Source organism: Paenibacillus gallinarum (assembly GCF_014836635.1).
Classification (GTDB): domain Bacteria; phylum Bacillota; class Bacilli; order Paenibacillales; family Paenibacillaceae; genus Paenibacillus; species Paenibacillus gallinarum.
Genome location: NZ_JACSQL010000004.1, coordinates 272,502 through 294,935 on the forward strand (window position 1 = coordinate 272,502; position 22,434 = coordinate 294,935).

Annotated in this window: 21 protein-coding genes and 1 riboswitch; of the genes, 17 read left to right on the forward strand and 4 right to left on the reverse strand. The window is 42.5% G+C overall.

The window, feature by feature from the left end:
* Positions 1–161 precede the first annotated feature (161 nt).
* From H9647_RS12280 to H9647_RS12290, 3 genes are all read left to right on the forward strand, one after another.
* The gene (locus H9647_RS12280; RefSeq protein WP_191800231.1) at positions 162–731 is read left to right on the forward strand and encodes a GNAT family N-acetyltransferase; all 570 of its coding nucleotides are present in this window, start codon (positions 162–164) and stop codon (positions 729–731) included.
* Positions 732–861: 130 nt separating this feature from the next.
* Complete coding sequence (locus H9647_RS12285) at positions 862–2,364, forward strand: MDR family MFS transporter (protein WP_191800233.1); 1,503 nt, start codon at positions 862–864, stop codon at positions 2,362–2,364.
* 144 nt (positions 2,365–2,508) lie between these two features.
* Entirely contained in the window at positions 2,509–2,943 is a 435-nt protein-coding gene (locus H9647_RS12290) for a hypothetical protein (protein ID WP_191800235.1), read from the forward strand.
* A gap of 79 nt (positions 2,944–3,022) precedes the next feature.
* Here the strand turns inward: H9647_RS12290 and H9647_RS12295 are convergent, their stop codons facing one another.
* A complete protein-coding gene (locus H9647_RS12295) occupies positions 3,023–4,291 on the reverse strand; it encodes a BaiN/RdsA family NAD(P)/FAD-dependent oxidoreductase (RefSeq protein WP_191800237.1) in 1,269 nt (422 codons plus the stop codon).
* Between the two features lie 279 nt (positions 4,292–4,570).
* Here H9647_RS12295 and H9647_RS12300 point away from each other — a divergent pair, with 279 nt between their 5' ends.
* From H9647_RS12300 to H9647_RS26155, 7 genes are all read left to right on the forward strand, one after another.
* Positions 4,571–6,262 carry a two-component system sensor histidine kinase NtrB gene (locus tag H9647_RS12300; protein ID WP_191800239.1) on the forward strand — a complete coding sequence of 564 codons (1,692 nt, stop codon included), beginning with the start codon at positions 4,571–4,573 and terminating at the stop codon, positions 6,260–6,262.
* Positions 6,263–6,721: 459 nt separating this feature from the next.
* Positions 6,722–7,156 carry a BrxA/BrxB family bacilliredoxin gene (locus tag H9647_RS12305; protein WP_191800241.1) on the forward strand — a complete coding sequence of 145 codons (435 nt, stop codon included), beginning with the start codon at positions 6,722–6,724 and terminating at the stop codon, positions 7,154–7,156.
* A 115-nt stretch (positions 7,157–7,271) separates the two neighbouring features.
* Positions 7,272–8,081, forward strand: coding sequence for an ammonia-dependent NAD(+) synthetase (gene nadE / locus H9647_RS12310; RefSeq protein WP_191800375.1), 810 nt, complete (start codon positions 7,272–7,274; stop codon positions 8,079–8,081).
* A 164-nt stretch (positions 8,082–8,245) separates the two neighbouring features.
* A complete protein-coding gene (gene acpS / locus H9647_RS12315) occupies positions 8,246–8,653 on the forward strand; it encodes a holo-ACP synthase (protein WP_191800243.1) in 408 nt (135 codons plus the stop codon).
* 48 nt (positions 8,654–8,701) lie between these two features.
* The gene (gene mutY / locus H9647_RS12320; protein ID WP_191800245.1) at positions 8,702–9,847 is read left to right on the forward strand and encodes an A/G-specific adenine glycosylase; all 1,146 of its coding nucleotides are present in this window, start codon (positions 8,702–8,704) and stop codon (positions 9,845–9,847) included.
* Positions 9,848–10,011: 164 nt separating this feature from the next.
* The gene (locus tag H9647_RS12325; protein ID WP_191800246.1) at positions 10,012–10,413 is read left to right on the forward strand and encodes a CopG family transcriptional regulator; all 402 of its coding nucleotides are present in this window, start codon (positions 10,012–10,014) and stop codon (positions 10,411–10,413) included.
* 14 nt (positions 10,414–10,427) lie between these two features.
* Positions 10,428–12,170, forward strand: coding sequence for an ABC transporter ATP-binding protein (locus H9647_RS26155; protein ID WP_191800248.1), 1,743 nt, complete (start codon positions 10,428–10,430; stop codon positions 12,168–12,170).
* A 68-nt stretch (positions 12,171–12,238) separates the two neighbouring features.
* Here the strand turns inward: H9647_RS26155 and H9647_RS12335 are convergent, their stop codons facing one another.
* A complete protein-coding gene (locus H9647_RS12335; protein WP_225229248.1) occupies positions 12,239–12,850 on the reverse strand; it encodes a superoxide dismutase in 612 nt (203 codons plus the stop codon).
* Positions 12,851–13,393: 543 nt separating this feature from the next.
* On the opposite strand from H9647_RS12335, the gene H9647_RS12340 reads away from it, so the two are divergent.
* The 6 genes from H9647_RS12340 (at position 13,394) to H9647_RS12365 (ending at position 18,387) form a co-directional block, all read left to right on the forward strand.
* The gene (locus tag H9647_RS12340) at positions 13,394–13,819 is read left to right on the forward strand and encodes a GNAT family N-acetyltransferase (protein WP_191800250.1); all 426 of its coding nucleotides are present in this window, start codon (positions 13,394–13,396) and stop codon (positions 13,817–13,819) included.
* Between the two features lie 172 nt (positions 13,820–13,991).
* Positions 13,992–14,576: a signal peptidase I gene (lepB, locus tag H9647_RS12345; RefSeq protein WP_191800252.1), complete on the forward strand. Its 585-nt coding sequence runs from the start codon at positions 13,992–13,994 to the stop codon at positions 14,574–14,576.
* 51 nt (positions 14,577–14,627) lie between these two features.
* Complete coding sequence (queG, locus tag H9647_RS12350) at positions 14,628–16,451, forward strand: tRNA epoxyqueuosine(34) reductase QueG (RefSeq protein ID WP_191800254.1); 1,824 nt, start codon at positions 14,628–14,630, stop codon at positions 16,449–16,451.
* A gap of 123 nt (positions 16,452–16,574) precedes the next feature.
* Positions 16,575–16,838 (forward strand): YneF family protein, encoded by a 264-nt coding sequence (locus tag H9647_RS12355; RefSeq protein ID WP_191800256.1) that lies wholly within the window; start codon positions 16,575–16,577, stop codon positions 16,836–16,838.
* A gap of 48 nt (positions 16,839–16,886) precedes the next feature.
* Positions 16,887–17,480 carry a GTP cyclohydrolase I FolE gene (gene folE, locus H9647_RS12360; RefSeq protein ID WP_191800258.1) on the forward strand — a complete coding sequence of 198 codons (594 nt, stop codon included), beginning with the start codon at positions 16,887–16,889 and terminating at the stop codon, positions 17,478–17,480.
* 115 nt (positions 17,481–17,595) lie between these two features.
* Complete coding sequence (locus H9647_RS12365) at positions 17,596–18,387, forward strand: lipoate--protein ligase family protein (protein ID WP_191800260.1); 792 nt, start codon at positions 17,596–17,598, stop codon at positions 18,385–18,387.
* Positions 18,388–18,505: 118 nt separating this feature from the next.
* Here the strand turns inward: H9647_RS12365 and H9647_RS12370 are convergent, their stop codons facing one another.
* The gene (locus H9647_RS12370; RefSeq protein WP_191800262.1) at positions 18,506–19,753 is read right to left on the reverse strand and encodes a superoxide dismutase; all 1,248 of its coding nucleotides are present in this window, start codon (positions 19,751–19,753) and stop codon (positions 18,506–18,508) included.
* A 204-nt stretch (positions 19,754–19,957) separates the two neighbouring features.
* Positions 19,958–20,956 carry an alpha/beta hydrolase gene (locus H9647_RS12375; protein ID WP_191800264.1) on the reverse strand — a complete coding sequence of 333 codons (999 nt, stop codon included), beginning with the start codon at positions 20,954–20,956 and terminating at the stop codon, positions 19,958–19,960.
* Between the two features lie 411 nt (positions 20,957–21,367).
* Here H9647_RS12375 and H9647_RS12380 point away from each other — a divergent pair, with 411 nt between their 5' ends.
* Positions 21,368–22,117 (forward strand): IclR family transcriptional regulator, encoded by a 750-nt coding sequence (locus H9647_RS12380; protein ID WP_191800266.1) that lies wholly within the window; start codon positions 21,368–21,370, stop codon positions 22,115–22,117.
* Between the two features lie 117 nt (positions 22,118–22,234).
* Positions 22,235–22,345: riboswitch (TPP riboswitch) on the forward strand.
* The last annotated feature ends 89 nt before the right edge of the window (positions 22,346–22,434 follow it).

Below are 22,434 nucleotides of genomic sequence, written 5' to 3' on the forward strand. Positions count from 1 at the left end.
GTTCCTCCTTCCATGGATACTGACCGTAGTATTCCCCCTGATTAATGTCCGATATCCCGGTACCTATGATTAACCACTTGTCTTCTTTTTCTTCCTGTGATTAGATGACTAGAGCAACAAGCCGATTTGATTTCAGAACAGGATGAATAGGAGGATTTACCATGTATAAATGCGCAGGGCATCTCCCTGAATTACATACAGAACGATTGTGGTTGAGAAAGCTGCAGAAGCAGGATAGCGCGGCAATTTTCCAGGTATGGTCTGATCCAGTCGTCACAAAATATATGAATATCGAATCGATGCACAGCAAAGAGGATGCTGAGGAAATGATTGAACTCCTGGATGAGTGCTCGCAGAATGAGGAGGGTTTTCGCTGGGCAATTATTGAAAAGAGCAGTAATAAAATGATTGGCAGCTGTGGATTTAACCATTGGCAACTGAAAGGAGCATTCCGTGGTGAGATTGGATATGAACTGGCATCTTCACACTGGCGGCAAGGACTCATGACAGAAGCGGTAACGGCAATGCTGAATTTCGGTTTTACTACAATGGAATTAAACCGTATAGAGGCTTTAGTTGATCCTCGAAATGAAGCTTCTGCCAAGCTGCTTTCATCCCTGTCATTTTCCTGTGAAGGGATTCTTCGACAGCTGCAATATACATCTACAGGTTATAAGGATATGCAGATGCACTCCCTTTTGTTTGAAGAATGGAAGTACCTGAGAAAATAAAAATATAAAAACACTTCAAAGTATTACCGGTAAATAAATGAAGATCCTTCCTTCCATGGGAAGTAAGGTGATGGTAATATGGAATAGGTTTGCGTAAAAAGCGAACAAAGGAAAGAAGGTATTAATTTTCATGACGAATACAAGTAACATAAATGGCCGTGGCCTCATCTTAATCGGTGTGCTGCTGGCCACATTTTTGTCTGCAATTGAAGGGACCGTGATTGGACCAGCAGGACCGACGATTGTTAGTGATCTTGGTGATGTTTCGCTGTTAAGCTGGATATTTACGTCCTATTTACTGACTATGGCAGTGAGTACCCCGATCTTTGGTAAAATTAGCGATCTGTACGGCAGGAAACCGGTGTTTCTAATCGGTGTAGCTTTGTTTTTATTAGGCAGCATCTTATGTTGTTTTGCTGTAAATATGGAAAGTTTGATTGTTTATCGTGCCATTCAGGGGATTGGAGCGGGGGCTGTAGTTCCTGTGACTTTTACTATTATCGGTGACATTTACAGCATTGAAGAACGCGGCAAGGTTCAGGGATTGATTAGTTCGGTATGGGGAGTTTCTTCATTAGTCGGACCCTTGATCGGCGGTTATTTTGTTGATTACCTCGGCTGGCAGTGGATATTTGGATTTAATATTCCTTTCGGTCTTCTAGCGATGTGGTTTGTTGCGAAGTACTTTAAAGAAGAAGTAGTGAAACGAAATACGAAAATCGACTTTGCTGGTGCTATTACCTTTATTATTGGGATTACGTCGTTATTGATTGTACTAACGCTCGGCGGTCAGTCTTACGCATGGACCTCACCGTTCATTATTCTTTTACTCATTGGTGCTATATGTTTTCTTATCTTATTTGTTTATATCGAGAGTAAAGCAGAGGAACCGCTTGTTCCGCTAAGTCTATTCCGTATTCGGGATATCACCTTATCTAATATTTCTGGCATGCTCATAAGTGCTTTGCTCATTGGTCTGTCGAGTTACCTCCCCCTATGGGTTCAAGGAGTGCGCGGAGGGAATGCCACTTCTTCCGGTTTAATGCTCGCACCGATGTCAATTGGATGGTTAATTGGAGGAATAATTGCAGGCAGACTTCTTGTGCGGCTTGGCTCACGTAAAACGACATTGATTGGACTCACGGCTATTGTTATTGGTTCGATTGGTTTACTATTTACGACAGCCAGCACACCAGAATGGGTGATGTATGTATATACTTTTATCTATGGTATTGGGTTTGGATTTTCTTTTACCGTGTTTACGATTATTGCACAGTCTTCTGTGGGTCACCGTCAAAGAGGAGCTTCTACTGCACTGAATACTTTTACGCGGACGTTAGGACAAACCATCGGAGCTGCAGCTTTTGGTACTTGGTTAAATGTGCGAATCGCCGCCCTTTCGGATGAGAAGAATTTGACCGAGCAAGGCATCACACAAGCGGATATTAATCAAATCCTTGCTCCGCATGGTACGGCTTCAATGCCAGATCATTTGAAGATGATGCTGCAAAATGTACTCGAACTCAGTTTACATTCGCTTTTCGTTATTATGATGATCATTTCCGTTATTGCTTTTCTCGTTACTGCCGGTCTGCGGAATACAGCGCCTGAACCTGTTTCTGACGAAGAGTAGTAAGGGATTTATTTCTCTGGAACTAAACTTCCTTGATCTATGTAAATTATTTTTCTCTTCATTTTTTTATAAATAGACTCTTACCTTGGCATACTAAGAACAGCGTGACAGGCATTCTTGAAGTCTAGATAAGATGAAGAGAGGATGAGCGACGTGGAAAGACCTGCAATCACGATTCTGTTTCCTGATCAGACAAAAGCTCGTGGGGCGTTTGAAACCTTACTAGAGCTAGGATATAAACCAGAAATGCTCGGATCAGGTCTTATGGATGTGAAAATAGAGCAACAAGACATTACTACAGCTCTTGAAATTGTCGAAGTATTTGAAGGAAAGATACAGGACGAGAATGGCAATAGAGAGGGGATTATCCCTAATTCCGATGCTAAACATGATACAGAGTTCGCATACCTGTCCATTCCGGCCCATACGGTAAATGAAGATTTAGATGAAGCTTATTTATCTGGACGGAGCGACAATCCGTTTGGAGATAACTTTTTGGAAGAGGACCGTAATTACAGTAATGACCATGATGATTTTGGGGCAGCTTACGGCGGTTTTTCTGGAAGTGTAAAAGCGTAACTATACAAAAAAGCGATCATTCCGTAATGATCGCTTTTTTTATATGTGCACAGGTCAATAATAGATCGTTTACTATCAATTATGCTCCAGTCGTTTGTTCAGCGGCGTGTTTGCCTGCGGTGTATCCGGTGGAGAAGGCAGCGGTGATATTATATCCTCCGGTGTAACCGTGAATATCAAGAATCTCTCCGCAAAAATAAAGACCTTGCATCAGCTTGGATTCCATTGTTTTAGGGTATATTTCTTTTAAATTTACTCCGCCTCCCGTTACAAACGCTTCAGCAAGAGAACGAGTTCCCGTTACGACAATAGGAAAGCCTTTTATTAAATTCGCAAGAGTTTCAATCGCGCCTTTAGGAAGGTGATGATATGTCGTATCTTCTTCAATCTCTGCCTTTGTCAGGAGGACGGGGATAAGCCGCTCAGGAACGATTCCCTTCAGCGAGTTTTTGATCGCTTTTTTCGGTTCTTGTTCGAGTTTATACTTGAGTTCTTGCGTCATTTCCCCAAGAGATTTGGAAGGATACAGATCAAGCTTCATCGTTACCTGGTGTGAACCTGTTTTCTTCTGTACTTTGCGAATGAACTGACTGCATCTTAGAGCTACGGGTCCAGACAAACCGAAATGAGTGAATATCATGTCACCTTCATGACGAATTACGACTTTATCCTTAGCATCATGAACGAAGAGGGCAATGTCGCTCAGAGACAAACCTTGTAACTCTTTGGACTGAATGAAACGCTCACCTGAAACAATAGGCACCTCGGTAGGATACAGTTCGGTAATGGTATGACCCGCAGCTTCAGCCCATGGGTATCCATCACCTGTAGATCCGGTTTGTGGTACTGATTTTCCTCCTGTCGCGACAATGACCGCATCCGAATGAATCATTTTACCGGATGTAAGTTTCACCCCAGCAACCTTCTGATCTTCATACACAATTTCAGATACGGGACTATCTGTATAAATCTTCACCCCGAGCGCTGTTGCTTTTCCGATGAGTGCATCCACTACGGTTTTGGCCCGATCGGACACGGGAAACATTCTTCCATTGTCTTCTTCTTTTAAAGCAATGCCCAGATCCTCAAAGAATCGCATAATTCCTCTGTTATCCAAATGTTGAAAAGCACTATACAAAAACTTGCCGTTTCCTGGTATGTGGCGGATCAGCTCGTCTGGTTCTTTGGCATTGGTTACATTACAACGACCTCCGCCGGAAATCCCTAGCTTCCGTCCAAGTTTATTTCCTTTATCTATAAGTAGAACGGAGGCGCCATGTTCCGCTGCAGCGACAGAAGCCATTAGTCCGGATGGACCTCCGCCAATCACAATTACATTCACATTCATTGTATGAAATAACCTCTTTCTATTCCTTATTACGAATTCATAATTCCTGTTGTAGGTCTCAGGGTGGATCTCTTATCTATCGTATCAGAACCAAGACTTGAAGTCGAAACGATGTCGTAATTTGTTTTTATTTTAAAATAAAGAGAAAAGAACTTGAAGATTAACGCTAATCTTGCATATCTACACACAGAAAATATTGTAAAATAATGCCTCCTATGTTTTAATCAGGTTACATAAGGATGTGCCTTGGTAACGGGCGAGAAGGAGGAATAACAGCCCATGTTTGCGGTCAAAGGTATTTTGTTGCAAGTCCTGCTTGCTGGTATAACTCCGCTTTTATTTTTTCTGTTTTTAGGTCGACTCGGGACCGAATTTCAGGAGATGAAAAAAGCATCGTCGTCAGTGCAGATCCAGCGTAGTTTACTGCTCTCTTGTCTAATTACGCTTTGTTTATGTTTTCTATTTTCATCTGTCTTATTAGAAATGATCTATCTGAATTTAAGTCTAGTTCCCGTCACCTTATCGATCTTGTATGGGTCCTATCCGATTGGGATTTTAGTCTCGATCATCTCAATGTTAGCCTTCTTTGTTATCTCCGACTATTGGACAGAACCTGCTATCTTTTTAGGATCAGGCGCTTTACTTTATCCTATATTGTTATTGTTCGTAAAACATTTCAAAAAAGCAAGTCTATCCAGTAAAAAGAAAATATTCTCAGTGATCTGGTTTGCTTACACAATACCTTGTTATGGGATTGTTTTGTGGAAATATAATTTAGGGCGGACAGAACAGATTGAATTTGGGCTCTATTCATCGCTTTACATTTCTTCCTCACTGCTTGTCCTTCTAGCTGCAATTCATTTAATGGAAAAAATTCTGGTGTACCACAGCTTTGCTTCTGAACTTGAAATACGCTGGAAAGAATATCGTCATCAATTAGATATGAATGAACATTTATTAAATACGGTACCTGTGTCGGTCGTTGCATTTGACACGGATGGAAATATTGTCAATGCCAATACACGAATGCTTACTCAGATGAAGACGAAGGAAATTTCGCCGAGTTCACCTGAAGAAATGATTGGAAAACGCATAGAAGCTATCATCGGAGTTGAACATGCGATGCGTGTAACCGAGCGAATTCAGAGTGCGAGCCAAACCGGAGAGGTCACGTCTGAATATTTGAGAGTAGGAGTTAACACCTACTTCACGACCATATCGCCTGTTAAAAATCCAATTAGCGGAAGAGTGATTGGCTCATCCATGGTTCTTCAGGATATAACGGAACTAGAGACGCTTCGAAATGAGCTTGCTCATGTAGAAAGACTAGGTGTTGTCGGTCAAATGGCAGCCAGTATTACACATGAGGTGCGTAATCCGATGGCCGTAGTCAGAGGATTTCTTCAGTTGCTTCGGGAGAAAAGTCCCGGGTCTCTTGATCATTATTACCATATTGTGATGGATGAATTAGATCGTGCAAACAGTATTATTAATGACTTTCTTTCTCTGGCTCAGAATCATGCTTCTGAAAAAGAAGAAGTCCATCTCCATCATATCATTAAGGAACTGACCCCTTTGCTGCTCGCAGATGCGAACATGAGAGGTCAAACGATAGAGGTTAAATTAAATGAAGATATTCCGAGCAAGTTTATTGATCCAAAGGAGATCAAACAGCTGATTTTAAACTTGGCCCGAAATGGAATGGAAGCGATGGGAAATAAGGGAACGCTGATCATTAGTACAGCATTGGACGAGGGAAATGTGAGACTCAGTATAAGTGACAGTGGCCCGGGGATATCCCTTGAAACGCAGAATAAACTTTTCGAACCATTCTTTACAACCAAATCAGAGGGGACGGGGCTAGGACTATCACTATGCCAAGGTATCGCCGAAAGACATCATGCAACCATCAGGATCGACTCGGAAGAGGGAATAGGCACTACTTTTCATGTGATTTTCATGAATCAATAAAACCGGTAACCTGTTTAATCTAGGGCAGATTCGTGTATCAATACATAAGAACTTAGGGGCATAAGTTAAGAGGGGATAGAAATCCTTATTCAGAGTCATAATAAGTTTGCCATCAAGCTTTAGTTGTGTGGCTTACGCATAATAGTTAACTTTGTGACGAAGAAAGGAGGGATTCCCTGTGTCAAAAAATGATTCTAAACAACAACAGCTACAAAAGGAATCCAACAAGAAAAGCCATTCTAAAGGTCAAGTAACTGACAAGAAGCTGCAAGGCGACAATTTCCCAGCAACCTAGGTTGCAAAAAGATTCAAATTCTTTTGTAACTATGAAGGAGATCCTTGGTTTCGTGAGCGTTCTTCCTCCCTTGCGTTCACAACTTATGAATGTATAATAAGGTTAGCATCGATTTTTAGAGTGATTAATCTAATATACAGGAATCCATAAGGAGTGAATAAAACATGTCTATGTCTTTTGATCAATACATGAGAGATATGGTTCAGCCAATGAGGGATGAACTTACAAACCTTGGAATAAAAGAACTTCGCACTGCTGAAGAAGTAGAAGCGAATTTGCCAGAAGCGAAAGGAACTACCTTGGTTGTTGTCAATTCTGTATGCGGATGCGCAGCAGGTCAGGCACGCCCTGGAGTTGCTCGAGCACTGGAAAATGAGGTGAAACCGGATCAATTATTCACCGTGTTTGCAGGGCAAGATAAGGAAGCAACTGCAAAAGCACGTGAGTTTTTTGCTCCGTATCCACCATCATCTCCTTCTATAGCTCTGCTCAAGGATGGGGAACTTGTACACTTTATCGAACGTCATCAGGTGGAAAACCGTTCTGCAGAAGAGATTGCAGCTGACCTGACAGACGCTTTTAACCGTTACTGTAAATAGTCAGTTACATAACGCCCCTCTGTTTTCGGTTAAAACCCGAACGCATTTGGGGCGTTTTGGCTTTTTCTTTTCTTATTCCCTGTACAATTACTATGGAGAAACCGAGGTGTGAATGATGAGTTTACAAGAACAGATCATTGCTGAGTTAAAGGTGAAGAAAAGCATTAACCCGGAAGAAGAAGTACGCAAACGTGTAGATTTTCTGAAAGACTATGTGAAACAATCACATACGAAGGGACTACTCATTGCGATTAGCGGCGGACTTGATAGTGCAGTTGCAGCGGGATTATGTAAACAAGCTACGGACGAACTCACGAAGGAAACGGGGGAAGAATACAAAACGCTTGGCGTATTTCAACCTTACGGGGAGCAAGTCGATATCGAACATAGTTATGCTACAGCGAAAGCATTTGACCTTAAATATACAGTGGAAACCAATATTGAAGAAGCCGTTAATGAAATTGCGCTTGAAGTAGAGCATGGTTTCAAAAATATGGGGATGTCTCGTCATATGTCACCGCAGGGCAAAGGAAATGTAAAAGCAAGAACGCGCATGGTCATGCAATATGCATTATCTTTTGAAATGAATCTGCTCGTTGTGGGTACAGATCATGCGTCAGAGGCGATTACCGGATTCTATACAAAATGGGGCGATGGTGCGGTTGATATCACTCCGCTAGCAAGTCTGAACAAACGTCAGATTCGCCAGGTTGCTGCTCATATTGGTGTACCTGATCAAATTATTAATAAGGCGCCTACAGCAGGACTTTGGGAAGGTCAAACAGATGAGGCTGAACTCGGGATTTCCTATGAGGATAACAGCGACTATCTGGAAGGCAAAGAAATTTCAGCTGAAGCAAAAGAGAAGCTCGAAGCAGCTTATCTACGCACTAGCCACAAACGTAACCCAATTCCAGGTATTTAATACAATACGAATGAGAACGATACAGAGCGTTTTGAGTATCTGTAACCCCCGTTATTTCTGGCTTATGCCGGAAACGGGGGGTTTTGTCATTTCTCGAACATAGATTCTAGTGAGTCAGACTGGTACAATAGATGGGACCTAATCTAGAAGGGTGGTGATCTCAGATGATTTATGGGATCGGCAATGATGTACTGGAAACGAAGCGAATCCAGCGTATTTTAGCAAGTGATCGGAGGACTTCATTTATTAACCGGCTTCTAACAAAGAGAGAGCAGGATCTTTTATTTTCACGAAATAAAAATGAGCTGGCTTATGTCTCAGGGCGTTTTGCTGCTAAAGAAGCCATAACAAAAGCATTTGGCTGCGGAATCGGAAAAACGATTGGATTTCAAGATCTCGAAATTTTGCCGGATGAGAAGGGAAAACCTATCGTTTCATTAACTGCGGATGCTTGGCAGCGTCTTGATCTCACCGGGGAACAGGAGTATCGTATTCATCTGAGTATTTCACATCAACCCGCTGTAGCAGCAGCTTTTGCGATCGTGGAACGAATAGACAAAACGGTAGAATAATGTAGCTTACTATAGATGTAGAAACAAGGATGGGAGAACAAACAGGAAATGGATCAACGCATGGCAAAACAATATTTCAGCACCGAGTTGCTGAATTGGTATATGCAGAATAAACGGGATTTGCCTTGGCGTCGCCATCGCAACCCTTATTATATTTGGGTATCTGAAATTATGCTTCAACAAACCAGGGTAGAAACGGTAAAGCCTTATTTTGAACGGTTTATTACTCGTTTTCCAACTCTGATGGATCTGGCCGAAGCACCAGAGGAAGATGTGCTGAAGCTCTGGGAAGGGCTTGGTTATTATTCTCGTGCACGCAACCTACAAGCGGCAGCAAAGCAAGTACTTGAGCTTCATGGGGGAGAGGTTCCCAATGAAAAGGATGCCGTCTTTAACCTTAAGGGAGTAGGTCCGTATACAGCGGGTGCAATTCTCAGTATTGCTTTTAATCAGCCGGAACCTGCTGTGGATGGAAATGTCATGCGGGTATTGTCGCGGTACTTTTTAATTGAAGACGATATAATGAAAGGCAGTACTCGGGTGAAAATGGAGACTTTGGCAGGGGAGCTCATTCCGCAAGGACGAGCAGGTGACTTTAATCAAGCGCTGATGGAACTGGGCGCTCTTGTGTGTACACCGAAATCGCCGCATTGTCTTACTTGTCCTGTGATGGAGATGTGCAAAGGACGGATTGAAGGCAGAGAAGATACTTTGCCTGTGAAGAAGAAAGCAAAACCTCCTCGCCCAGAGCAGCGCATTGCAGCCTTAGTGACAGGAACATCAATAAACGAAGGTAAGATTCTCGTTCGTCAGCGGCCGCAAACCGGGCTGCTTGCTAGAATGTGGGAGCTGCCGCATGTACTTGCTTCTGAGCCAGGCGGACTCGCCTGTCAGGTGCCGGATGAGCCAGCGATGGACATGATGAAAGGTCATCTACTAGAAGAGGGTTACGCCGTAAATCCGAAAGAGTTCTGGAAAATCGCGGAACATACATTTAGTCATATTCATTGGAATCTTCAAGTGTATCGCTGTGAACAAGCAGATCACATGGTAAGCCCTGCTATGGTGGCAGAACAGATCGAAACTTATAAGGCCGAAGGGTATGTGTATAAGTGGATTGGACCGAATGATATGGAAACCATGGCTTTTCCCAATGTATTCTTAAAACTGCTTAAAGAACATTTTGCCTTATAAAATACAAATATTTCTTACGCTAAGCCTGCTTCGTTGAAGCAGGCTTTTTCTTCATATATTCACAACAAAATAAATTAATTGAATAATCTGGAATTAAATGTTATAAAAATAAGGTGAGTATACTCCATATGGAGTATAAATTTAGGAAAAGAGGAATTTCCGCGATGAATGATCAAGATAAAATCGAGAAAGTAACCGTAAATGTTGGGATTGTAGACTTGGGTCAGATGGATCTGTTGGTAGATCAAGCCTTTTATTCAAATCGGACTGATTTTATCCGGACAGCCATACGGAATCAGCTGGAGTCACATCGGAAGGATATCCAGGATTATGTGACACGAAAAATAACAGCGGTCGGTGTGGTAATTTATGACCGGCGTGATCTAGAAATGTTACGGGAGTCCAACACAAAGATCGAGATTCGTCTTATAGGCCAACTCGTATTTACTAAGGATGTCGATGCAGAACTCCTACGTGACACAGTGAAGCACATCCAGCATTTTGGAGTACTAAAGGCAAGCAAAGAACTTAAAGAAGTGATTAAGGAAATCCAAACTTCAGGATAAAAGGAGCTGTATAGGTGGCTGTTTTTAAAGGTCTAATCCGCAAATATTGGTATTTCTATGTTGTGCTTGGTCTAGTAACCATGATTGATATCTCGATGAATTTATCCATCGCATGGCTTTTTGGCAACTTAACTGAAACGGCTGTATCCCGTAATACGGCGAAATTTCTTCCTCTGCTATACGCTGGAATTGCACTAATTCTCATCATGGGTATTAATCAATATGTGAATGGATATTTAAAATCTCGTGTATCTGCAAACGTACAGGATGAGCTCCGTACCCTGACTTTTCGTAAACTACTGGCGCTTCCTGAGTCCTACTACGATAATCACCATTCTGGTGACCTGCTATCCCGAATTACAACAGACAACAAGACGATTGGCGGCGCACTCGGTCATACCCTTATTGAATTGATCAAAAATCCGCTTATGGCTCTCTGTGCTTTTATCTACCTCGTCATCATTGAATGGCGGCTGGCATTAATCTCCTTGCTGATTGGACCGACCATTTTATTATGTGGTTTGCTGCTTGGGCGCAGTATTCGTGAGAGATCAACTGTATCACAGCAAAAGTGGGGAACCATGACCTCCTTTGTACAGGATGTGGCAGGCGCGAGTATGATTTTCAAGGTGTTTCGACTGGAATCCATTTTTAATCAAAAATTCAGCACCCAGTCTAAGGCAGTAAGAGAGCAGGAAATAAAGCTGGGTGTGACGACTAGTATTTTGCAATCTTTATCCAATATGATCGGCTTTTCGGCTTTTGTCCTCGCCATTACATACGGAGCCTATCTTGTAGCTGAAGATGTAATTACGATCGGAAGTCTCATGACTTTTGTTCAGCTGATGAATTACGTCATTATGCCATTCACGACATTTGCTTCTACCTGGGGAGAACTGCAGGTTTCATTAGGAGCAGCGGATCGAATACAAGAAGTGCTTAAAGAGCAACCAGAAGAGGAGGAGAACCGAGATCTCTTATCAAGGAGTATCCTTGAAAAGAAGGAAGTCCATGTTACCCTCCAACAAGTTGATTTTGCCTACTCAGATCGTAAAGTGATGGATCATTTCAGCATGGAGATCGAACATGGGAAATTCACTGCGGTAGTAGGAGCAAGCGGCAGCGGAAAAAGTACTTTGTTCCGATTGTTGCTCGGATTTTATAGTCCTGATCATGGGGACATTCGTGTAAATGGGGTAAACTACTCGGATATGTCTTTACATGAAATACGAGCTCTTTATGCACTGGTACCGCAAGAGCCTCAGCTCTTTACAGGGACCATTCGTGAGAATATCCTTTATGGAAATCTGGAGGCTTCTGAGGAAGAGATAAGAGAGGCAATGGTACATGCGAATGCTCATTTATTTATAGAACAGTTTTCAGAGGGACTGGATACGCAGGTAGGGGAGAAGGGAAGCCAGTTGTCTGGAGGACAACGTCAACGGATTGCGATTGCTAGAGCGATTTTAAAGAATGCCCCTATTCTTCTTTTGGATGAAGCAACGGCTTCTTTGGATAATGAATCGGAACATTTGGTGCAGGATGCGCTTCGTCAGCTTATGATTGGTCGAACTACAGTAGCGATAGCACACCGATTGTCAACGATTCAGCAGGCCGATAAGATTGTCGTTATTCATGAGGGAAGAATAGTAGAGACCGGTACTCATGAGGAATTGATGCAGTTATGTGGTCATTATTATGAGTTATACCGAACCAGGCAGGATAATGAACTTATTGAGGCAGGATCAACAGCTTAGATTATCATTATAAAAAAACAGCCGCCTTGTCATAAGACAAGGCGGCTGTTCCTAAGTCAAGAAACTACTTATTTCGCAGCTTCGAAACGTTTGTTAACTTCATCCCAATTGATTACGTTCCAGAAAGAAGCGATGTAATCAGGACGTTTGTTTTGATATTTCAGGTAGTAAGCATGCTCCCAAACATCAAGACCAAGAACTGGAGTCAGTCCTTCCATAATAGGGCTGTCTTGGTTAGGTGTGCTTGTAATTGCAAGTTTGCCGTCTTTACCTACAACGAGCCATGCCCAGCCGCTGCCGAAACGAGTTGTTGCTGCTTTAGCGAAATCTTCTTTGAATTTATCAAAACCGCCAAGCTCGCTGTCAATCGCTGCTGCGATCGCACCTGTTGGAGCGCCGCCGCCGTTAGGTCCAATAATTTCCCAGAACAGGCTGTGGTTATGATGTCCGCCGCCGTTATTACGAACGGCTGTACGAATGCTTTCAGGTACGCTGTCAAGGTTAGCGATCAGATCTTCAAGTGATTTACCTTGAAGTTCAGGAGCGTTTTCCAAAGCTGCGTTCAAGTTAGTTACATAAGTATTGTGATGACGATCGTGGTGGATTTCCATTGTTTGAGCATCGATATGTGGTTCTAGTGCGTCGTTTGCGTAAGGAAGTGCTGGTAATTGGAATGCCATAATGAAATTCCTCCTAATAAAATAGTTTTAAGTGAAAGGTACAGTCTCTATGTAAGAATTACCCCTCGTCAATTCTATTAAACCGTATTCAGCGTATTTAATCAACATTTTTGTTGAATAAGTTGTTATATAAGGATTTATAATTCACATTAAGTTTACATTGTAAAATTATCATATGCTAGATAACTTGACACGGATAACAGATGTTGGGCAAAATGGAAGGCTAAAAATGTAAACGCTACAAATGAAGCGCTTTCAGAAAAAAATTGCGTGTTTTCTGTAATAAAATGTGGTTTAATGGACCAAGAAGTAAATACTTTTCGTTTTTTGTCGTAATTATATTTCCTGAACATTTCTAGTTGGCCTTTATGGGCGTGACAGATGTTCCAGCCGGCTCTTTGCCGGTTTTTCTGCCTGTATTTAAATACATTCTATGCTGTTTGTGTCTGAATACATACAGAAAAGTGATCATCGGGTTTTGGGTAAAAAGGGATGCCTTTTTTGTAAAACCTCACTAAAGTTAACGAAAAGGGAGATTAACAGATGAACATTCGTTCCTTTCAGTTGAGTGACGCAAATCGCGTGACGGAGCTGCTGCAAGTTGCTTTGTCGGAAGATTGCTACGAGAACACGATAGGGCCTTTTGCAAGACAATTATCCTGGGACTCGGACCTAATCATGGTTGCTGAGAAAGACGGGGAACTTGTAGGTGCATTAATTGGGACTATCGATCAGAACCAAGGTTATATTTATCGTATTGCCATTCATCCAGATGCTAGACGCCGTGGAGTGGGCAAAGCTTTGGTCAAAGCTGTGGAGAAACGTTTTCAGCAGCGCAAAGTAACCCGCGTATGGGTTGCCGGTGATGAACATAACAAGGCTGCGATGCCTTTGTATGAAGCAATGGGATATGGTGCTAACCAGATTATGAAAGCTTTTCAGAATCTGAGCATTCTGGTCCATAACTAACTAGAGAATCAGGCATAAAAGATAGACATAAATAAATAGAAGTAATATTCATCATATCAGGCATATCTTGGCTTCCGTTGCAAATGGAACCGAGATATGCTTTTCTATTCATATGGCATTTATAGAATATAGATAAAAATGGCACTTACAGATGATAGAGGTGACTTAAGGGATGAATCGTAATGTACCGCAAAAAAAAGATCGTCCGGTGAAACCATCTCCCTCGGGCTTTTCTATCGCAAGGGAGCTAAAGGAATGGTTTAAAACAATTGCCGTCGCTTTAGTCATTATGCTGCTTCTGAACCTATTTGTATTTAACATTTCCATCGTTAAGGGTGAATCCATGCAGCCTACTCTTATCGAACAAAATCGACTTTTTATAAACAAAATCATATATGAGTTTGAAGAGCCGCAGCGACAAGATGTGGTTGTGCTTCATGATCCAAGCAATGGACCTGACCGTAAGGAGTTTCTTGTGAAAAGAGTTATTGGGATTCCCGGCGATCTTATTGAGATTCGGGATCATGTATTATATGTGAATGGTGAAGCCCAGCAAGAATCTTACACGGATACAATCATTGAAGATCCAGATTTTGGACCGATCAAACTCCAGGAGGATCACTACTTTGTAATGGGTGATAATCGCCATGCAGGGATGAGTAAGGATAGTCGTTTATTCGGAAGTGTTATAGCAGATGAGATTGTAGGAAAGGCTGAATTTATTTTTTGGCCTAAAGAGAGTATGAAAAGACTCTGAACGATACAACGTATGACAGAAACATACATTATATAACCAAGAGGTGAGAGTATGATTAGCGGACAGTCAGTACCGAGCCCAGATGGGCGTTACGAATGGTTGAAGCAAGAAATTATTGCCGCAGCGCCGTCACTCGGTATTGATGATATCGGGTTTGCGGCCGCTGATCCTTTTGTTTCTTTACGTTCAATTTTAGAAGAGCACCGGGCAAAAGGTTATGAATCAGGGTTTGAAGAGCGAGATATAGAGAAACGGGTCAACCCTGCTTTAGATGATGCGAAACCAGCTTCACTGATTGCGATCGCCATTGCGTATCCATCGAAGATGAAAGATCCACCAAAATCAGAACCGGGAAAATATAGAGGGATTTTGGCGCGTTCATCTTGGGGACAAGATTATCATCATGTCCTTCGAGCTGCCATGGATAAACTTTCGGATTTTATTAAGGAAAGAGTGCCAGAAGCTCGCATTGAAAGCATGGTTGATACGGGAGTTTTGGTAGACCGTGCTGTTTCACAGCGAGCGGGTATCGGATTTAGCGGCAAAAATTGTGCGATCATTTCTCCTACACTCGGTTCCTGGATTTTTCTTGGGGAGCTTGTGACAAACATTCCTTTCACACCGGATGAGCAGGTTACGGAAGGATGCGGGGAATGTACGAAATGTATTGATGCCTGCCCTACCGGCGCTTTGGTCGGACCAGGTCAGCTCAATGCTCAGAAATGTATATCTTTCTTGACACAAACCAAAGGATTTTTGGATGAAGAATATATGAAAAAAATCGGGAATCGGCTTTATGGATGTGATACATGCCAGATTGTGTGTCCTAAGAACAAGGGCAAAAACTGGAATCACCATCCTGAATTTGAGCCAGACCCGGAGGTTGTAAAACCGTTATTGTTACCGATACTTGATTTAAGCAATAAAGAATTCAAAGAACGATTTGGTCACACCTCTGCCGCTTGGCGAGGTAAAAAACCAATTCAACGTAATGCAGTTATTGGACTGGGCAATTTTAAAGATAAGTCGGCTGTACCGAAATTAAGCGAAGTGCTCCTGCGCGATCCGCGGCCTGAGCTGAGAGGAACCGCCGCATGGGCGCTCGGCCAAATAGGAGGGGACGAAGCAATGAACACACTAACAAAGGCATCTTTAAGAGAAGAACATGAGACCGTCCTGACGATGATCCAAAGAGCGGGAGAACGTTTGTCTGCTGGACTTCCTGCAAAAACAAATAGTGAAACTGTACGAAGTAGCAGTTCTAGTGAACAACATGACGAAACTGCTCCACAGGCAGATTATATAGAAGGTAAGACTCCGAATCAGGCTGTATCCTGGAAGCCAACGGCAGTTACAAACCAGGCGGGTACACCCATTTATTATCATGAGATGATGACAGACCTTGGAGAGTTAACCTTATGTGCAACACCGCAGGGTCTCGCACGACTGGATTTTGGTAATTATGCTGTGCGGGAAGCTCATTTACAACAATGGGCGAGAACATGGATTGGAGAGTATCATTTTGTTCGTGATATAACTCCTTTTAAGGAAGCAGTGTGGCAATTGGACGAGTATCTAAAGGGTGATCGTAGATCGTTTGAACTCCAGCTGGATCAGCACGGAACCCCTTTTGAAGTTCAAGTATGGAAAGCGCTAGCTGATATTCCTTTTGGACAAAGTGTATCAAGTTTGGATTTAGCAGAGACGATCGGTAGACCAAAAGCAGTACGTTCTGTTGTGGCTGCTGTCGGAAAAAATCCGCTGTCGATCATTATTCCACATCATCGAGTAACAGGTAATGAAGGTGGCGTTATCATATATCCGGGCGGCCTGTCAGTAAAAGAGAAGCTTATGATGATAGAGAAGCAGAATTAGATATAAAAGTGGTAAGATAAACACCAATTTCCGTTTGCTAGCAGCCATCCTACATGCTATGATATCGTTTGTAAACCGTTTTTAAACGATAGGAAATCTAGTTAAAAATAGGGGTGTAGAAGCATGTGGGATATCGTCATACCCATTATTACACTAATTGTGGGCTTGATCGGTGGATTCTTTATTGGAGCTTTCTATCTGCGTAAACAGATGGAGAAAATGCAAAATGATCCTGAGGCTTTACAAAAAATGGCTAAGCAAATGGGTTATAATTTGAATAGCAAGCAGATGCAGCGTGCTCAACAGATGATGAAATCCCAGCAAGGCGGTAATGGATCCGGTAGAATGCAACCGCCTATGCGAAAAAATCAGGGCAGAAAAAGATAGCAGCTGCAATTTGCCTGCCAAAATGCGACGGCGGGGAGGTTATACGAAATGGCTGGACTAAAAGATTACGTGAATTCTTCTGTTGCGGATAATCGCGAGCAGATTGAATACCATGTTGAACAAATATTAAAGCTGATTGGTGAAGATACAAACCGTGAAGGTTTGCTTGAGACACCAGCGCGCGTTACTCGTATGTACGAAGAGATTTTTGCAGGTTACGAAGTAGATCCAAAAGATGTACTGGGTGTAACTTTTGATGAGAATCACGAAGAGCTTGTTATCGTCAAAGATATCGTGTTCTACAGCCAATGTGAACACCATATGGCTCCCTTTTTCGGGAAAGTTCATATCGGATACGTTCCAAGTGGACAAATTGTCGGTCTTAGCAAACTTGCGAGATTGGTAGAAGCAGTAACTCGCCGTCTTCAGGTGCAAGAACGTATCACATCCCAAATTGCTGATATTTTGGATGAGGCGTTGAAGCCGAACGGTGTGATGGTTGTCGTTGAAGGTGAACATTTATGTATGTGCGCTCGCGGCATCAAAAAACCGGGTAGCATGACGGTTACATCTGCAACGCGCGGTACATTCCGTGAGAATGCAGCTTCTCGTGCTGAGTTTCTTTCTTTGCTTAAAGGATAATACCGTTAGACGGGCCTTGGCATATGAAGTACGGATCGAAAGCCTTGACCTTTTAGGTCAAGGCTTTTTTGTATGTGTACAGGATGAAATATACATAAGGGAGGAAAAGACTAACATGTTCGAGGAATTACAAATTTATGAATCTCCGCTCATGAGAAGTTCAGAAGATGTACTTGCTGCTTTTGCATGGGAAGAAGTGCTCTGTAAGCAGGTTGGGCAAGGACATCCTCCGGTTGCTCATCTGTGGAGACATGAGAATGCGCTGGTGATCGGGCTGAGAGACCGTAGGCTTCAGATGGCGCCTGATGTACTGCGTGACTACGAGGCGCGCGGAATCCGTACTTGTGTACGTCCTTCGGGAGGGGCTGCTGTGAAACTTACACCGGGAGTAATCAATGTATCTTTGATCATGCCAAACACAGATCAAGTTATAAATATTCATGAAGATTTTAAAAAGATGGTGAGTTACATACAAGAGGCATTACTGCCTTGGGGAGCTGTGGCAAAGGCTGGAGAAATTGAGGGAGCCTTTTGCCCAGGAGATTATGATGTGAGCATAGCTGGTCGTAAATTTTGCGGTATTGCCCAGCGTCGTTTAGCGAAAGCCTATCTCATTACGGCTTTTATTATTGTTGAGGATAACGGAGATGATCTGGCAGCAGAAGTACGTGAATTCTATGACGCAGCGGCGTCAGGTGAAGAAGATCATTATCCGCAGGTTGTAGAAGGAACGATGGGAGGTCTCCGTGAACTGGCAGGTGTGCCTTCAGTTGAAGCTTACATGAATTCGCTTATTCAAGTTTTTCGTAAGCAAGCTGTACATGTATCTGAAATTGAGCCTGTAGTAAATAGAGAAGAAGTAGATAAGATGGTAACCATATTAAAAGAAAGATATGATCGGGACTAGATCAGGATCATAGAGTTGCAAAAAAACAGCCTGTGCAGAAGCGAGCAGGCTGTAGGCTGTATTGATGCATATTAATTTAGCTGAGCTGTAAATGGCTTCTATTGCAGTTCGCAAAAGATTAATAAGGTGCCCAGCGTAGTTTGCGCGCTTCCATGAATCGTTCAGATACCTCTGGCCAGTAAACCACGTTCCACCAGTCCGCAATGTATTTTTTACGTTCATTCTGATGTTTAAGATAATAGGCATGTTCCCATACATCAAGCGGAAGCAAAGGGACGATATCGTATTGAGACAGATTTTGGTGTTTCTCCGCTTGTAGAATCTCTAGACGATGTGACCTTGGGCTCCAGACAAGAACAGCCCATCCACCGCCCTCTACTTTATTCGCTGCTTCTGTAAAATGCTTCTTGAAAGCTTCATAACTTCCAAAGTCTTTGCGGATTTGCTCGCCGAGAGAGCCGGTGGGTTTGCCGCCCCCTTTCGGGTTCATGATGTTCCAAAAAATCGTATGCAAATAATGTCCAGCTCCATTAAACGCAAGCTCTCGTTCCCAATGCTTTACGAGTTCAAAATCCCCGTCTTTTCTTGCTTCTTGCAGTTTCTTCTCTGCTTTGTTTAGATCATCCACATAAGTTTTATGATGCTTATCATGATGGATGCGCATTGTTTTTTCATCAATAAAAGGTTCTAGTGCATTATAAGCATAAGGAAGAGGAGGGAGTTTGTGTCCACCGATCGGTACAGGTGATTCTGGAGTGCTTGCTTCAAGTGACACACTAGAATTCGTATCTGCTTGTGAAGAAGCCGTGGTTGCAATAGTGAAATCTTCTTCGTCAAGTCGGTCATATCCCGCTACTTCAGGATAAGGGAAGGGTTCTTCATCCCAGTAGTCTCGCTTATGAGCGTTCGCATACGTTTGTTGGTTAATTAGATTAGATACCGCGTTTGGATGATCCAAAGGTTTTAACTGATTTATGTTTTTTTCACACTGATTTCGAATATGCTCAACTATTACTTTCGCCGAAGGATGCTTCGCTACCGATTCACTGCCGCTTAATAAATGACCAAGTTGGCGATGGAATTCTCTGGACTGGGAGAAACAAGTCTGAAGCAGCACATCCATCTGACCCAGAATATATTCATTAGCAGGCTCAGAATTTTCCTTCGTTTTCTTCTTCCAATCGTCCGCTGTATAGCCTGTTCTCTCAAAAACAGATTTCCATTCATCAAGCAGTTTTACATAAGGCGATTCTAGACTCGGTACAATAGGCAGAATAATATCAATGTATTCCTTTTCTGCATCTTTCCAAGAACCGATCTCTTCAAGAACACGCAGGGGCAAATAGGGTCCATACGCAAGCTCCATATACGGGTTACCTCCTAAATATAATTGATATCTTCTTTTTCAGTCGCAGCATCTACTCAAGGACGTTTTCTCTTCTATCTCTATTCTTGGAGGGGCTTGGTTTATGATGACTTGTCAAAGAATACGAAACAGGCAGGGGGTTCAGTAATTAATAGCTATAAAAAAAGCACCTTGGTTAAGGTGCCTTCGACTAAAAATATTGTATTATTGCTGGGCGAGCTTTATATTACCGAGGAACAACGATACTTTTCGTAAATATTCCTTTGGATGTTCTCTAAAAATAAGTTCATGGTGTGCATCATCTACAATCCACACATCAGAATTTGGATTCGTTTGATTACTAGCCAAAAGTTCAGCCATAGGATAAGGAGCTTTGTCATCCTGTGTGCCATGTATGAACAAGATTGGAATGTCATAATCTGTTGTTTTTACTGCTTGATACGGTATGGAATTCAGACTTGTACCATTAAGAATCGGAAATAACATGGTAAGAATCTGTAGTGTCGGCTGTCTTGGCAAGTCGATCTGGTTCTGGATATTATGATATAAAGTATCTGGCTCGAGCAAGAAGGTGCTGTCGAGGATCATAGCATCAATATCATCCGAGACGAGCGCTGCCTGTAAAGCCGTACCTGCTCCCATCGAGAAGCCCCAGACGACGACTTCCTGAGCCCCCTTTTGCTTCGCTAATTGTACTGCACCGAGCAACTGCTTGGACTCTGCTTTTCCTCCTGTAGCAACACCGCGGCTGTTCTGGGAGGCAAATCCATAGTCAAACATAATGACATTAAAGTTTTGCTGGTGAGCGTAATGAGCAAGATCATACATTGGAATCCAAGATTCCTCCCGATTAGCACCATATCCATGGCTCAAAACGATGGTTTTTTTTGCGCTGTCTTCCTCTGCAGGAATATACCAGCCATTCACATTCCGGCTTCCGTCAACTGCTGGAAACGTAACTTCTTCATAAGCCATCCCTTTGGCAAGCATAGGATTCGAGTATACAGGTGCCACTGTCGGATTGGAAAGTACCCAGGCGATATAGGCATGCAGAGCAATAAAACAGAATACAAAAAAGAATATGATGGATAGAATGAGAGCTACAATAATATGTTTAAAACGAATCAACTTTGGTGAGATTGCTGGAGGAATCGTTGATACGTCTCGCTGAAGATGGCTATTGCTCTTGGATGTAGGAAACACTCAGGATCCCCTCCTTCTCGTTAGTATCTTATGCAACCTCTTTCCCTGATGACGAAAGAACTAGTTATTGGTTGAGTTCACATAAATTTACGACAAAGTATGACAAATAGTTTATTAGTCAGTTCTTAACTCTCTTACTATTGTTTTTAATCCTATGTTCTATAAGTAGCAAAGTCAATCCATTAAGATGATTTGTTACACAGATGTAATATTCGACATTCTAGTATCAAAAGTTAATTGTCAAGTGAAGCAAGCCCTAATCCCATGAAGAGAGAAGAGGACATTGGTAAGAGTATGATATTATCTAAATGAGATTGATTCTCAATTATTTTCTTTACTTTAAGGACGAGTTCTCATATAATTTATGTAACCAGGTTTCACGTGATGAAACATGAAAGGAGCATGGATCCCATGGAAGATCAGGATCGCAAATCAACAGTTCGAGCGGTCGAACGGGCACTCGACATTCTGCTCACTTTTACAGGTCAAACGGACCTTGGGCTAACCGAAATATCCAGCAAGATTGGATTACATAAAAGTACGGTGCATCGACTGTTGTCGACTCTGGAGGAGAGAGGGTTTGTTATCCGTAATCCCGCTACTGAGAAATATCGGCTGGGAATTCGGATATGGGAACTCGCTGCGCATATGTCGCAAAGTGATGATCCCGCCGTGTTGCTGCTCCCTGCAATGGAACAGCTCCGCGATAATCTAGGAGAGACCGTTAGTTTGTATTTAAGGGATGGCATTGAACGTATTCGTGTTCAGGCTGTACAAAGTAACCAGGCCATTCGCCGGGTCGCTCCTGTAGGAGTCAGACTTCCTTTATCTGTAGGAGCTTCGAGCAAAGTACTTGTTGCTTTTGCACCTATGGAAGAGCAGGAACAATTAATCAGGGAGTTTGATCCCCAGATTCCTTTTGACAAAGAAACTTATCTAGCACAGCTTCAAGAGATTAAAGCTTTGGGTTTTGCTACAAGTTATGAAGAAAGAGAGCCGGGTGCAGCCGCTGTTTCTGCCCCGATTTTTGACCGTAAAGGGAATGTGGCAGCGGCTTTATCCGTCTCTGGACCTGTCAGCAGATTATCTCAGGAGACGTTGCATGAATATGGACCTGTGCTTGTAAAAGCAGCTGCTCAGATGGGGCTTATGCTGAGATAGCAACAGCTATTAAACGAGAATATGTAAATATTAGGTTGTGTTTCTCATTTTTATGAGATACCCTAATAGAGACCGTTCTTTAAAAGGGCGGAAGTGATCTATCACTACAACGTAATATCAACTTACTAGGGGAGCCCGAAAGGCCGGGCTGAGATGGTGTCGCAAGATACCGGACTCTTTGCACCTGATCTGGATCATACCAGCGTAGGGAAGTAATTGGCGATAACATTAGGAGCTTATTCGATTCCATCTAAATACAGGTAGCTTATCTGATTTCAGGAGCCGTGTGATGACGCGACTTTCGAAATTCGCCTGTA